This window comes from Pseudarthrobacter sp. O4 (assembly GCF_050157025.1).
GTDB lineage: Bacteria > Actinomycetota > Actinomycetes > Actinomycetales > Micrococcaceae > Arthrobacter.
Genome location: NZ_CP189591.1, coordinates 482,831 through 496,216, shown reverse-complemented (window position 1 = coordinate 496,216; position 13,386 = coordinate 482,831). Strand labels below are relative to the sequence as shown.

11 protein-coding genes are annotated in these 13,386 nt (G+C 65.5%); 4 read left to right on the top strand and 7 right to left on the bottom strand.

The window, feature by feature from the left end:
• The first annotated feature begins 70 nt into the window (after nt 1–70).
• Nucleotides 71–859: a GntR family transcriptional regulator gene (locus ACQCSU_RS02250; protein ID WP_426978024.1), complete on the top strand. Its 789-nt coding sequence runs from the start codon at nt 71–73 to the stop codon at nt 857–859.
• A gap of 146 nt (nt 860–1,005) precedes the next feature.
• Here ACQCSU_RS02250 and ACQCSU_RS02245 read toward each other — a convergent pair whose 3' ends face one another.
• From ACQCSU_RS02245 to ACQCSU_RS02230, 4 genes are all read right to left on the bottom strand, one after another.
• Nucleotides 1,006–2,685, bottom strand: a complete 1,680-nt coding sequence (locus ACQCSU_RS02245; protein ID WP_426978023.1) for a cytochrome b — start codon at nt 2,683–2,685, stop codon at nt 1,006–1,008.
• Nucleotides 2,663–3,733 carry a Rieske 2Fe-2S domain-containing protein gene (locus tag ACQCSU_RS02240; protein WP_426978021.1) on the bottom strand — a complete coding sequence of 357 codons (1,071 nt, stop codon included), beginning with the start codon at nt 3,731–3,733 and terminating at the stop codon, nt 2,663–2,665. Before ACQCSU_RS02240 ends, ACQCSU_RS02245 begins: the two co-directional genes overlap by 23 nt.
• 102 nt (nt 3,734–3,835) lie before the next feature.
• Nucleotides 3,836–4,624 carry a c-type cytochrome gene (locus tag ACQCSU_RS02235; protein WP_426978019.1) on the bottom strand — a complete coding sequence of 263 codons (789 nt, stop codon included), beginning with the start codon at nt 4,622–4,624 and terminating at the stop codon, nt 3,836–3,838.
• Between the two features lie 102 nt (nt 4,625–4,726).
• Entirely contained in the window at nt 4,727–5,305 is a 579-nt protein-coding gene (locus tag ACQCSU_RS02230) for a cytochrome c oxidase subunit 3 (RefSeq protein ID WP_426978018.1), read from the bottom strand.
• Nucleotides 5,306–5,512: 207 nt separating this feature from the next.
• On the opposite strand from ACQCSU_RS02230, the gene trpD reads away from it, so the two are divergent.
• On the top strand, nt 5,513–6,571 hold the full coding sequence (trpD, locus tag ACQCSU_RS02225; RefSeq protein WP_426978016.1) for an anthranilate phosphoribosyltransferase: 1,059 nt from the start codon (nt 5,513–5,515) through the stop codon (nt 6,569–6,571).
• Between the two features lie 48 nt (nt 6,572–6,619).
• On the opposite strand, the gene ACQCSU_RS02220 is transcribed toward trpD, so the two are convergent.
• Both ACQCSU_RS02220 and ACQCSU_RS02215 read right to left on the bottom strand, forming a co-directional pair.
• Entirely contained in the window at nt 6,620–6,901 is a 282-nt protein-coding gene (locus ACQCSU_RS02220) for an Lrp/AsnC family transcriptional regulator (RefSeq protein ID WP_144670379.1), read from the bottom strand.
• Between the two features lie 87 nt (nt 6,902–6,988).
• Entirely contained in the window at nt 6,989–7,417 is a 429-nt protein-coding gene (locus ACQCSU_RS02215) for a DUF3054 domain-containing protein (RefSeq protein ID WP_426978015.1), read from the bottom strand.
• A 198-nt stretch (nt 7,418–7,615) separates the two neighbouring features.
• Here ACQCSU_RS02215 and ACQCSU_RS02210 point away from each other — a divergent pair, with 198 nt between their 5' ends.
• Together ACQCSU_RS02210 and ACQCSU_RS02205 are read left to right on the top strand one after the other, a co-directional pair.
• Complete coding sequence (locus ACQCSU_RS02210; RefSeq protein WP_426978014.1) at nt 7,616–8,092, top strand: VOC family protein; 477 nt, start codon at nt 7,616–7,618, stop codon at nt 8,090–8,092.
• 138 nt (nt 8,093–8,230) lie between these two features.
• Entirely contained in the window at nt 8,231–10,408 is a 2,178-nt protein-coding gene (locus ACQCSU_RS02205) for an elongation factor G-like protein EF-G2 (RefSeq protein ID WP_426978013.1), read from the top strand.
• 272 nt (nt 10,409–10,680) lie between these two features.
• On the opposite strand, the gene ACQCSU_RS02200 is transcribed toward ACQCSU_RS02205, so the two are convergent.
• Nucleotides 10,681–13,059, bottom strand: a complete 2,379-nt coding sequence (locus tag ACQCSU_RS02200; protein ID WP_426979919.1) for an FdhF/YdeP family oxidoreductase — start codon at nt 13,057–13,059, stop codon at nt 10,681–10,683.
• Nucleotides 13,060–13,386 lie beyond the last annotated feature (327 nt).

The window sequence follows — 13,386 nt, the reverse complement described above, 5'->3', positions numbered from 1 at the left end:
CGGTGGTCTAGACCTGCTACCGGCGTGGCCTACGCTTAATGCATGTACGAACGCACCAGACGGCTGAGCCATGGGATCTAACGCATCGGCCATGGCCGGTGAGATTGACCGTCACAGCGGCTCCCCGATCTATGTCCAGCTCCGGGAAATCCTCCGGGCCCACATCGCGAAGGCGTGTCCGCCCGGCTCGGCGTTGCCGTCGGAGCGCGACCTCGCCGAACGCTTCGGGCTGGCCCGGATGACGGTGCGCCAGGCCATCGATGCCCTCGTGGGGGAAGAGGTCATTGAGCGCGTCGTGGGCCTGGGTACCTTTGTCCGAAAGCCCAAGCTGGACCTGCAGGTCAAGCTGACCTCCTACAGCGAGGAAATGCAGCGCCGCGGCATGGTCCCGGCGGCCAGGGTGCTCAGCTTTGAACAGATCGGGGCCAGCGCCTTCCTGGCCCGCGAACTGCAGCTGGAGGAGGGGACGCCGCTGGTACGGTTCCGCCGCCTGCTGCTGGCCGACAACGAGCCGATGAGCGTCGACGAGAACTTCATCCCGGCACACCGGGTTCCCGGCCTGCTCGACGGCGAACCGCCCACCTCGCTCTACAACGTCCTGAGCGAGCGCTACGGCCTCGTGATGGAGTGGGGCGAGGACATGATCGAGGCAACCGCGGCCTCACCGTCCACGGCAAGGCTGCTGAATGTCGAAGTGGGTTCACCGTTGCTGAAGATCCAGCGCCACGCCTTTGTGGCACGGGCCATGGTGGACTACTCGGTGTCCTACTACCGGGCCGACCGCTACAAGCTCTGGGTGCCCTTGCAGCGGCCCGGGGTCCGGCCGACGCGCAACTACGCCTCGGGGTACCGCCCCTAAAGGTGCAACGCGGGTCACGTCGCGCCCATCCCGGTAGGGATCATGGGCCGGAAGTGACTAAGCGTTGCTGTTTGCGGGGTGCTGTTTTGGGGTACAGGAAAGGCCCGGTCCTGGCGGGCCGGGCCTTTCTGCGTCATGCCGTGGATCTAGTGGCTGAGGGTCTTCTGCGACTCCGCCGCTTCGATTGCCTCGTGCCCGCCGTGGTGGCCGTGGGCCGCCTCGAGCTCAGCTGGGGTGGCCGGGGCAACCCGGTCCTCGAAGAACCACTGGGAGAGCTTCGCACGGCGCTTCTCCTTGCCGTCGACGACGCCGTGGGCGTTCGGCACAGCGGGGAGCGGGGACGGAGATTCGAAGCCGACCAGCTTGTACCGCTTGTACTCGTCCAGCGGGGCGTGAACCTCTATGAACTCACCGTGCGGCAGCCGGACGATGCGGCCGGTTTCGCGGCCGTGAAGGGCGATCTCGCGGTCCTTGCGCTGCAGGGCCAGAGCGATGCGCTTCGTTACCGCGAACGCGATGACCGGGCCGAGGAAGAACAGTGCGCGGAGCCAGTAGGTGACATCGTTCAGGGCGACATGGAAGTGCGTGGCGATGAGGTCCGAGCCGGCGGCTGCCCACATGACGCAGTACCAGGTGAAGCCGGCTGCACCTATTGCAGTGCGCGTGGGAGCGTTCCGGGGACGGTCCAACACGTGGTGCTCGCGGTTGTCTTTGGTGATCCAGCGCTCGAGCCACGGGTACATGAACAGCACGGTGAAGATGATGCCGGCCGGGACAAGCGCGGGCAGCAGCACGTTCAGCGTCAGCACGTGGCCAAAGATCACGTACTCGAAGTGGAAGTTGCCGATCACACCGGGCATCAGGCGCAGGGCACCGTCCACGAAGCCGATGTACCAGTCAGGCTGGGTGCCTGCGGACACGGGGGAGGGGTCGTAAGGCCCGTAGTTCCAGATCGGGTTGATGGTGAAGAAGCCCGCCATGAGGGCAATGACACCGAACACGATAAAGAAGAAGCCGCCGGCCTTCGCCGCGTAGACCGGGCCCAGGGGGTAGCCGACGACGTTGCCGTCATTGCGTCCCGGGCCGGGGTACTGGGTGTGCTTGTGCACCACCACCATGAACAGGTGGAGCACGATCATCAGCAGGATGAGCGCCGGAACCAGCAGGATGTGAAGCATGTAGAGGCGGCCGATGATGGCGGTTCCGGGGAACTCTCCGCCGAAGAGGAAGAAGGAGATGTACGTTCCGATGACCGGAATGGCCTTGATGACACCGTCGATGATGCGCAGGCCGTTGCCCGACAGCAGGTCATCGGGAAGGGAGTAGCCGGTGAATCCTTCAGCCATGGCCAGGATCAGCAGGACGCCGCCGACTACCCAGTTCATTTCGCGGGGTTTGCGGAAGGCGCCGGTGAAGAAGACACGGAGCATGTGAACACCGATGGACGCCACGAAGAGCAGAGCTGCCCAGTGGTGGACCTGGCGCATGAACAGCCCGCCACGGACATCAAAGGAGATGTTCAGCGATGAGCTGAACGCGGCAGACATTTCGACGTTGTTCAGCGGCGTGTAGGAGCCCGCATAGTGAGTCTCCACCATGGACGGATCGAAGAAGAAGGTGAGGAAGGTGCCTGTCAGGAGCAGGATGACGAAGGAGTAGAGCGCTACTTCGCCGAACATGAATGACCAATGGTCCGGGAAGACCTTGCGGCCAAATTCACGAAGGATTCCGGATCCGCCAACGCGCTCGTCAACGAAGTCGGTGATGCGGCCGCCCTTGGTCTTGGCGACGAAGGTGGGGGCATTAGGCGTTGTTGTTGCGCTCATGCTCATCACGCTCCCAGTAGCTAGGTCCAACAGGTTCATGGAAGTCGCTGGTAGCGACCAGGTAGCCCTCGGCGTCGACCGCGATCGGCAGCTGGGGGAGAGGGCGGCTGGCCGGGCCGAAGATAACCTTGCATTCCTGGGTCAGGTCGAAGGTTGACTGGTGGCACGGGCACAGCAGGTGGTGGGTCTGCTGCTCGTACAGGGCAACAGGGCAACCGACGTGGGTGCAGATCTTTGAATAGGCGACGATCCCGTTGTAGCTCCAGTCCTCGCGGCCCGCGGAGGGCTTGAGGGACTCGGGGTTCAGGCGCATGAGCAGAACGACGGCCTTGGCCTTCTCGTTCAGTTTGCCTTCATGCAGCTCGTTCAGGCCCTCCGGGATCACATGGAAGGCGGAGCCGATGGTGACATCCGAGGCCTTGATGGGGGTGCCATCAGGATCGCGGGTAAGCCGCTTGAGCTTGCCCTCCTGCGGCGCCCACATGGTGTGTGCCAGCTTGTCGTCCGGACGGGGACCGAGATCACCGAAGACGGCCAGCGCCGGCAGGGGAGCCAGCGCGACGGCGCCGAGCAGGGTGTTGCGGATCAGCGGACGGCGCTTGATGCCGGTTTCCTCCACGATGTCGTCGACAATGCGGACGGCAGCCAGGCGGTCTTCCTCGGTGCGGATGGCATGGCGCTCTTCCGAGACTTCATGGTCCGGCATGAGGGCCTTCGCCCAGTGGACGATCCCGGTGCCGATGCCCAGCATCGCGAAGGCGGTGCCGATGCCCAGCAGCGCGTTCTGCAGCCGGATGGTGGCGATCGAGGAGTCATCTCCAAGATCGATGGCGAAATACGCCACCAGGAATATCAGGGTGCCAACGACCGAGCTCCCGAAAAGAAGGGCTACCTGCCGTTCTGCTCGCTTGGCGGCCCTCGGGTCCGTGTCAGCCAGGCGCAAACGATGCGGGGGAATTCCAGGATCCTGGAACTTCTCCACCTCATTCTGACCAGCCGTAGCTACGGTGCCCGAGTGGCTCGGACTGCCGTCACTATGGTTGCCCATAATTCGCCTCATCCTTCTCTCGTTCCGGCGAATGCCGGGTTAGCTTTCAATTCAAACTGCTGACGGGTCAGCAGAAAATTCTTACAGGTACAACAGGTCCGGCTAGGACGTCCGGGACGTCAGCCAGATGGTGAAGGCGATGATGACGCCCAGGCCGGCGATCCAGACGAACAGGCCTTCCGAAACCGGACCGATTGCGCCAAGGTCGGCGCCACCGGGTGAACCGTTGGCCTCAATCTGCTTCAGGAAGGTGATGATGTCGCGCTTGCCCTCAGGAGACACATTGGCATCATTGAAGACCGGCATGTTCTGCGGGCCGGTGACCATCGCTTCGTAGATGTGCTTGCTGGAGACGTCGGCGAGGGCCGGGGCGAACTTGCCCCGGGTCAGTGCACCGCCGGCTGCGGCAGCGTTGTGGCACATGGCGCAGTTCACCCGGAACAGCTCGCCACCCTTGGCGGCGTCGCCCTTTTCATCGAGGAGACCCTCCTCGGGGATGGACGGGCCGGGGCCGAGGGAGGCAACGTACGCAGCCAGCTGGCGGGTCTGCTCGTCGTTGAACTGGGCGGGCTTCTTGTAGGCCTGCGGGCCGTTCATCTGCATGGGCATACGGCCGGTGCCAACCTGGAAGTCAACGGCGGCAGCGCCGACGCCGACGAGCGACGGTCCGGCCTGCGACCCGCTGGCACCCATGCCGTGGCAGGTGGCGCAGTTGGCGGCGAACAGTTTGCCGCCTTCTTCTGCGTCGCTTGCGCTGAAGCTTGTGGTGTCGGCCTTGGCCTGATTGACGGTGGTGGCAACGGCGTACAGCCCACCAGTGACCAGGAGGCCCAACAGCAGCAGTGCAATTGCTGCCAGTGGGTGACGTCGCTTCTGCGAGAGTGCCTTCACGTGGTGGTTCCTTTATTCGATCCTGCGTTGGCTCGGGGAGCCACTTCTAGAAATTCTGCCTCTTGTAGACCAAGATTTTGTATAAAAACAGTCAAGTCGCGGCTACTGGAGGACGTAGATGACCAGGAAGAGGCCGATCCACACGACGTCGACGAAGTGCCAGTAGTACGAGGTGACGATCGCGGACGTTGCCTCAAAGTGGCCGAACTTCTTCGCTGCGAAGGAGCGGCCGATGATGAGCAGGAAGGCAACCAGGCCGCCGATGACGTGCAGGCCGTGGAAGCCTGTGGTCATGTAGAAAGCCGAACCGTAGGCGTTGGACGAGAGGGAGACATGCTCGGAAACGAGCATGGCGTACTCGGTCGCCTGGCCGGCAACGAAGAAGGCACCCATGATGAAGGTCAGGGTGAACCATTGGTTCATTCCCCAGCGGGTGAAGCTGAGGGGTCCGCCGCTTCGGCGCGGCTGGAGCCGCTCAGCGGCGAAGACGCCCATCTGGCAAGTAAAGGAACTTGCCACGAGGACGATCGTGTTAACGAGCGCAAAGGGGAAGTTGAGCTTGGCTGTCTCCTCGGCCCACATCTGTCCGGAAGTCGAACGGAGCGTGAAGTACATGGCAAAGAGACCGGCGAAGAACATCAACTCACTGGACAGCCAGACTACGGTTCCTACGGAAACCATATTCGGGCGATTCAGCGTCGGGTGCGCCGGGGTACTGGGGGCATGGGTCGCAGATGTCACATAGACATTATGTCTATAAAAGTCCGTCCTGCCCAACGCAAACCGCGTTTTCGGAGGACTTTTTCTACAAAGACGCGAATTCGCGCGGAAAAGTTCCCGGCCCGTTCACATTGGTCATTGCAGTACGCACCTCGATAGCATCAGCAGGTGACTTCTCAGGCATCCGCACAGGCGGCAGGCAACACCTGGCCGCGGCTCATCGGCGCACTCATAGACGGCGCTGACCTCACGACCGGCAGCACGCAGTGGGCGATGAACTCGATCATGTCCGGGGAGGCCACGCCGGCGCAGGTAGCGGGATTCCTCGTTGCGCTGCGGTCCAAAGGGGAGACCGTGGATGAGCTGGCCGGGCTCGTTGAGGCGATGATCTCCAACGCCAACCCGATCGACATTGCCGGCGAGAAGCTGGACATCGTCGGTACCGGCGGGGACCAGCAGGACACTGTCAACATCTCGACCATGGCTGCCCTGATCGCCGCCGGCGCCGGTGCGAAGGTGGTCAAGCACGGCAACCGCGCGGCGTCCTCGACGTCGGGGTCCGCCGATGTCCTGGAAGCCCTCGGCGTCCGCCTGGACCTGCCGATTCCGCGCGTTGCGCTCAACGCCGACGAGGCCGGAATCACCTTCTGCTTTGCCCAGGTGTTCCATCCCTCGATGCGGCATGCCGCCGTCGCCCGCCGGGAACTCGGCGTGCCGACGGCCTTCAACTTCCTCGGCCCCATGATCAATCCCGCACACGTCCAGGCCTCGGCCGTCGGCGTCGCCAATGAGCGGATGGCGCCCCTCGTGGCCGGAGTGCTGGCCAAGCGCGGCAGCCGCGGACTGGTGTTCCGCGGCAGCGACGGGCTGGACGAACTGACCACCACCGGCCCTTCCCACGTCTGGGAAATCCGGAGCGGCGGGGTTACTGAGGTGATGTTCGATCCGCGTGAGCTGGGCATCCGTCAGGCGACGCTGGAAGAGCTGCGCGGCGGTGACGCAGCGGCCAATGCCGCCGTCGTCCGTGCTGTCCTGTCAGGAGCCCCGGGGCCGGCCCGCGACGCCGCGCTGCTGAACGCTGCCGCCGGTCTGGTGGCGTTCGACCTCGACGCCGTGGGCCCGCTCAAGGACCGGATGGCCGCGGCGCTGAAGCGGGCCGAGGAGTCCATCGTGTCCGGTGCGGCGGCCGCCGTGCTGGACAGGTGGGTCGCCCTCTCGCAGAGCTGACGTTAACGCGCCGGGACCCGCAGGCCGGGCGCGGGGCTGTGGCCGCGGCTACTGTTCGAAGCCGAGGGCGAACGCCGCGTCGAGGTCGTGCTGGGAGTAGGCGCGGAAGGCGATCTGGGTGGTGGTGTGCACAACCCCGGGAACCTTGGACAGCTTGTCCGCGATGGCGTCGGCGAGGTCCTCATGCTTCGGCACCCTGGCGATGGCAATGAGATCCCATTCACCGGTCACGGAATAGACCTCGCTGATGCCTTGGATGGCGGAAATTTCTTCCGCGGTTTCCGGGATGCGGGAAGCGTCTGTCTTGATCAGGACGAAAGCGGTGACCACATCTGTTCCTTTCCGGATCTGTTGCGCCGTTGCGGGCCGGTTTTATGGCCCGTGCGGACCCTGCCATATCCCTGCAAGCCTAGTACATCAGCCCTGCCGGCGGCGTGCCCGCAACCGGCGTACCCCTGCTGCCAGAAGCCGGTATCCCAGCAGGAAAACACCCAGGGCAAGCAGGGCCACGATCACAAACGGCAGGACCACCGTCTGGCCGGTGAGGGCGCGCAGCAGCATGCCCACGGCCACAGTGCCGAGCCAGATGCCGACGCCGGCCGGCCACACCGCCAGGGGCGCGCGCCAGACGCGCAGCGCCGCCCAGCTTGCGGCGGCACCGGCGAGGAACGGCCAGGCCGTGGCAAGGAGCCCCGTGATGATCCCGCCGCGCTGGTGCGCGTCCCGGCCGATGGCGGCAAAGAGGAGGATCAGCGCCACGTCGGCAACAGCGGCCAGCACGGCCACCCGTTTGACGCTTGAGTTCCTGGCGGCGGGACGGGGGAGCGGGGGAGTTGGCGACGTCATGGTTCAACCCTAGCCCGGCAGGGAGGGTTGAATGGATCAGCTCTTCGTCGTCGCAATCTTCGCGGCAAAAACCAGGAGGGGCGGCGTCCGGATGGGGCAACCGTTGTGCCGTTAATCCGGCAGGTCTAGGCTCGGGCTCAAACCCGCATCGCCGCCGGACACCGCCTCGCGGCACGGGCAGAACGGAAGAAGTGTGCAGTGAGCGAAAAAATCACCACCTGCCTCTGGTTCGACAACCAGGCCGAGGAAGCCGCCGAGTTCTACGCTTCCGTCTTCGAGGGCGGCAAGGTCCTTGACGTGGCACGCTACGGCGAAGGTGGTCCGGGACCGGCTGGCCAGGCGATAACCGTGCGCTTCGAGATCGAGGGCCGCACGTTCACGGCACTGAACGGAGGGCCGGCCTTCACCTCCAGCGAGGCTGTGTCATTCGTCGTCGATTGTTCCTCGCAGGAGGAAGTGGACCGCTACTGGGCGGAGCTGAGCCAGGGCGGCTCCGAAAGCCAATGCGGCTGGCTCAAGGACAAGTACGGGGTCTCGTGGCAGGTCATACCGTCTGTGCTGGGTCAGCTCATCGGCGGCCCCGATCCGGAGGGCTCCCAACGGGCAATGCAGGCCATGCTCGCGATGGGGAAACTTGACATCGCCGCGCTGCAGAAGGCCTACGACGGGCGCTGAGCCGCGGGTGGACCGGGACTTCCGGGGTTCCGCGGCCGGAAATTGGCCGCGCATCTTGCTGTCCGCGCCCCGCAGGGTGTCAAATCCTTTAGAGGGGCCCCACCCCGCAGACGCTGGATACAACGCCAGGAGGTACTCATGCCGACGAAAGACGTAAAGGTCCCGGCGAAGAATCCCGGCCGCAGCGCCGACCTCCGGCGGGCCGACGCATCCGAGGGCCTCCCACCGGACCGGCCCGAACAAATCCGGAACGTCGCCCTTGTAGGTCGCTCAGGATCAGGCAAGACCATGCTGACCGAGGCGCTGCTCGCCGCCACCGGTGCCATCTCACGCAAGGGCTCGATTGCGGACGGCACCACCGTCAGCGACTCGGAGCCGGCCGCGATCCACCAGCAACGCTCGGTGGCGCTTTCCGTGGTGCCCGTCGGGGCCGGCGGCGTCAAAGTGAACCTGCTCGACACCCCCGGGTATGTGGAGTTCCTCGGCGAGTTGCGCGCCGGACTGCGGGCCGCCGACGCGGCGCTTTTTGTCGTCTCGGCGCTGGACGATATCGAGGCGGCCACCACCGCGCTCTGGGCCGAATGCCAGCGGGCGCGGATGCCACGGGCGGTCGTGATCAGCCGCCTCGACCATCCCCGGGCGGACTTCGACGCTGCCCTCGCCCGGTGCCGGAGAGCCTTCGGCGACTCAGTGGTGCCCCTCTACCTGCCGGTCCGCACCGGAGCTGCCGTTACCGGATTGCTGGGGCTGCTCTCCGGCACCGTGTCGGAGCAGCGGCCGGACAATCCGATGCCGGCATTCCGGAACGTCGACGACGCCGAACGCGCCGCCGCAGAGGCTGCGCGGAGCGCGCTCATTGAGGGCATCATCGCCGAGAGCGAGGATGAGACTCTGATGGACCGGTATCTCGGGGGCGAGGACATCCCTCCGGAAACCCTAGTCAGCGATTTGGAGACGGCCGTGGCCCGAGGCTCGTTCCACCCGGTGCTGCCGACCTCCGCAGAGACCGGCGTCGGGCTGGCAGAGGTGCTGGAGGTGGTGACGCGGGCGTTTCCGTCCCCGGCTGAGCGGGAACTGCCGGCGGTGACGGAGCTTGCCGGCGCCCCGGCGGGACCCCTGGCCTGTGACCCTGCGGGGCCATTGGCCGGCGAGGTGGTGCGCACCACCACCGATGCGTTCCTGGGCCGGGTCTGCCTCGTCCGCCTCTTCTCCGGCACGCTGCGGGAAGATTCTGCCGTCCATGTGGGCGGGCGCGGCCTGGCGGACCGGGGACACGAGGACCACGACAGCGACGAGCGCGTCACGCACCTGTACTCTCCGCTGGGTTCGAGCCTGCGTCCGGTGCCGTACTGCGTGGCCGGAGACATCTGCGCGCTCACCAAGCTGGGTGTCGCCGAGACCGGCGACACCATTTCGGGCAAGGAGATGCCGCTCCTGGTCCAGCCGTGGGAGATGCCCGCACCGTTGCTGCCCGTTGCCGTCGAGGCGGCCTCGCACGGCGACGAGGATGCCCTGGCCAAGAGTCTGGGCAAGGTCGCGGCCGGCGACCCGACGCTCCGGGTGGAGCGCAACTCCGAGACCCATCAACTGATCCTGTGGTGCATGGGCGAGGCGCACGCGGAGGTGGTCCTCGGCAGGCTGCGGGACCAGGGTGTCAACCTGCAGACGGTCGAGGTGGTGACACCGCTGCGGGAGACGTTTGCCGCGCCGGCGGCGGGCCACGGCCGGTACGTCAAGCAATCCGGCGGCCACGGCCAGTATGCCGTCTGCGACATCGAAGTCGAACCGCTCGAACGCGGCGCCGGCTTCGAGTTCGTCGACAAGACCGTGGGAGGGGTGATTCCGGGACCGTTCATCACCTCGGTGGAAAAGGGTGTGCGGACCCAGATGCAGAAAGGGGTCTCCGCGGGCTTTCCGGTCGTCGACATCCGGGTGACGCTGGTCAGCGGCAAGACACACAGTGTGGACTCCTCGGATGCGGCCTTTCAGGCTGCCGGGGCGCTGGCCCTGCGGGAGGCCGCAGCGGCCGCGCGCATCCAATTGCTGGAACCCGTCTCCGCCGTGACAATCAGCGTTTCGGACGAGCACGTGGGTGCCGTGATGAGTGATTTGTCCTCCCACCGTGCCCGCCTGACCGGGACGACGTCCGCCGGGGGAGACGTCACCGAGATCGGAGCCGAAGTTCCGGACCAGGAACTCTTGCGGTACTCGATCGAGTTACGCGCCCTGACGTCCGGGAGCGGCCGCTTCAGCCGGAGCTACCTGCGGCACGAACCGGTGCCAGCAACCACAGCCCGTGCCGCCGCGAAGGCCTGAACCCGGCATTCCGGCGAGCGAAGCCGGGCACTAGAGAAGTCGATCCGAATCACGCCGCGGCGCCGCAGGCTGGCCAGGTGGGACATGCCCTCCCCTCGGGTGAGGGGACGGGCATGTTGGCATTATGTCCGGTGCCGGTGGCCGCGGCTGGGCATGTCCCGCGGAGCCGCAGACTGGCCAGGTGGGACATGCCCTTCCCTAGGGTGAGGGGATGGACATGTTGGCATTATGTCCGGTGCCGGCGGCCGGGACTGGGCATGTCCCGCGGAGCGTCAGGACGACGCCGGCGCCGTCCCGGCGGTTACGGTGGCCGAACCGTCCGGGGTCTGGTCCTCGCTGGGCTCGAGCCGGACAATCACCGCTTTGGAAACCGGGGTGTTGCTGCCTTCGGCCGTATGGTTCAGCGGCACCAGCACGTTGGCTTCGGGGTAGTAAGTGGCCGCGCAGCCACGGGCGGTGGGATAGGAGACCACCCGGAACTTGCGGAGTATGCGTTCCACGCCGTCCTTGTACTCGCCGCGGATGTCCACGAACATTCCGTCGGCCACGCCCAGCTCGGCAATGTCGTCCGGATTCACAAACACCACGTGGCGGCCCTTCTTGATGCCGCGGTAGCGGTCGTTGTGGCCGTAAATCGTGGTGTTGAACTGGTCGTGTGAGCGCATGCTCTGCAGAATCAGCGTGCCCTCCGGCCTCGCCACGTGCTCGAGTTCGTTGACGGTGAGCACGGCCTTGCCGGTGGGCGTCGGGAACGTACGGGAATCGCGCGGCCCGTTCGCCAGGATGAAGCCGCCTTCCTGCCGGATCCGCTCGTTGTAGTTCTCACAGCCGCCCACGACGCGCGAGATGTGGTCCCGGATGAGGTCGTAGTTCTTCTCAAAGCCATCCCAGTCGGCCTTGATCCGGCTGCCGACAACCGCATTGCCGAGGCGGCTGACGATCGCTGGCTCGGACAACAGATGGTGGGACACCGGCTCCACGCTGCCCCTGGAAGCGTGAACGGCGCAGACGGTGTCCTCGACGGACACGAACTGCTCCCCCGACTCCTGGATATCGATCTCGGTGCGGCCCATCGTGGGCAGGATCAGTGCTTCCGCACCGGTCACGGTATGGGACCTGTTGAGTTTCGTGGAGATCTGGACGGAGAGCTCGGTGTTCTGCATGGCCGACCAAGCCGCGTTGGTGTCCGAGATGGCACCGACGAAGTTGCCGCCGAGCGCCACGAAGGCCTTGATCCCGCCGTCGGCCATTTTGTTGATGGTTTCCACCGCGTCCACGCCGTGTTCGCGCGGCGGATCGAAACCGAACTCCTGGCCCAGGGCCTCCATGAACGACTGCGGCATCTGCTCCCAGATGCCCATGGTGCGGTCGCCCTGGACATTGCTGTGGCCTCGAATGGGGGAGGCACCCGCCCCGGGCTTGCCCATATTGCCGCGCAGCAGGAGCAGGTTGATCATCTCCTTGATCGTGGCCACGGCCTTCTTCTGCTGCGTGATGCCCATGGCCCAGGTGATGATCACCTTCTCGGCCTTCAGATACCGGGCGGCGAGCTCATCGATTTCCTCGGTGCGAAGCCCCGTCGCTTCCAGCACCGCCTGCTCGTCCAGCGCGCTGAGGTGCTCCTTGAGCTCTGCCAAGCCCTCGCAGTGTTCGGAGAGGAAGGCGTGGTCCAGGACGGTCCCCGGATTCCGGTCTTCGGCGTCGAGCACGCGCTTGGAGATGGCCTGCAGCAGAGCCATGTCCCCGCCGATGCGGATGTGCAGGAACTGGTCCGCGATCTCGGTGCCGCGGCCAATGATGCCCTTGACCTTCTGGGGGTTCTTGTACCGGCGGAGGCCGGCCTCCGGCAGGGGATTGACGGCGACAATCTCGCCGCCGTTTTCCTTGCACGCCTCCAGCTCGGTGAGCATGCGCGGGTGGTTGGTACCCGGGTTCTGGCCCATGATGATGATCAGGTCCGCTTTGGCGTAGTCGTCAAAGGAGACCGTGGCCTTGCCGATCCCGATGGTCTGCCCCATTGCCCAGCCTGAGGATTCGTGGCACATGTTGGAGCAGTCCGGCAGGTTGTTGGTGCCGTAGCCGCGGACGAACAGCTGGTAGAGGAACGCGGCCTCGTTGGAGGTCCTCCCGCTCGTGTAGAAGGCGGCTTCGTCGGGGGAGTCCAGGCTGGTGAGTTTGTCCGCGATGATCCGGATCGCCTCGTCCCAGCTGACCGGCTTGTAGTGGTCCTCGCCGGCGGGCTTGTGGACCGGTTCGGTGAGCCGGCCCTGCATGCCGAGCCAGTACTCCGAGCGGCTGCGCAGTTCGGTGACGGAGTGCTCCGCCCAGAAGTCTGAGGCGACGACCACCGGTGTTGCCTCCCAGGTGACGGCCTTGGCGCCGTTCTCGCAGAACTCGAACGCCTTGCGGTGGTGCGGATCCGGCCAGGCGCAGCTGGGGCAGTCGAAGCCGTCCTTCTGGTTCATCGCCATCACGGTCTTGCGGGTGCGGTTCAGACCCATGTGTTCGATTGCGGGTTTCATGGAGTGCAGGACGCCCGGGATTCCCGCGGCCCAGTCCTTCGGGCCATGGCCGACTTCCAGGTCCTTTTCGTCAGTTTCCTCCACTGGAGAATTCTTGCGCGTCACGTCGAACTTCCCTTCTGCAAACATCATGGGTTTGGATGGTGCGCTCATCTGCCACTACGCACCCTACCTTCACGGCTATTACAGGCCTACCAGCTTGTCCGGAGCGCCGCAAGGAAACCGCCGTCGACGGCGTCCCGGCGGTTCCGTAAGGATGTCTGGTTTCGCAACCGGGGACCGTGGAACGCAAGGGCAGCACCGCGCCGGGATTCCGGGCGTGGAAAACCCCGGCCATCCGACGCCCGCCGCGCCGGCACGTACGCCCGATTTCAGCACCGAGCTCGTGAAACCGGACACCCCCGCGGCAGTTAAATTTCCCGCGTGGCCGGGCCGCATGCTCCAAGTAGCCGGCAG

What these genes read in the sequence shown, in the direction of transcription:
- ACQCSU_RS02205 (WP_426978013.1), top strand. Translation starts at nt 8,231, where the DNA reads ATGCCGACGAAAGACGTAAAGGTCCCGGCGAAGAATCCCGGCCGCAGC.
- ACQCSU_RS02215 (WP_426978015.1), bottom strand. Translation starts at nt 7,417, where the DNA reads ATGACGTCGCCAACTCCCCCGCTCCCCCGTCCCGCCGCCAGGAACTCA.
- ACQCSU_RS02240 (WP_426978021.1), bottom strand. Translation starts at nt 3,733, where the DNA reads ATGGGCAACCATAGTGACGGCAGTCCGAGCCACTCGGGCACCGTAGCT.
- ACQCSU_RS02245 (WP_426978023.1), bottom strand. Translation starts at nt 2,685, where the DNA reads ATGAGCGCAACAACAACGCCTAATGCCCCCACCTTCGTCGCCAAGACC.
- ACQCSU_RS02230 (WP_426978018.1), bottom strand. Translation starts at nt 5,305, where the DNA reads ATGGTTTCCGTAGGAACCGTAGTCTGGCTGTCCAGTGAGTTGATGTTC.
- ACQCSU_RS02200 (WP_426979919.1), bottom strand. Translation starts at nt 13,059, where the DNA reads ATGTTTGCAGAAGGGAAGTTCGACGTGACGCGCAAGAATTCTCCAGTG.
- ACQCSU_RS02250 (WP_426978024.1), top strand. Translation starts at nt 71, where the DNA reads ATGGGATCTAACGCATCGGCCATGGCCGGTGAGATTGACCGTCACAGC.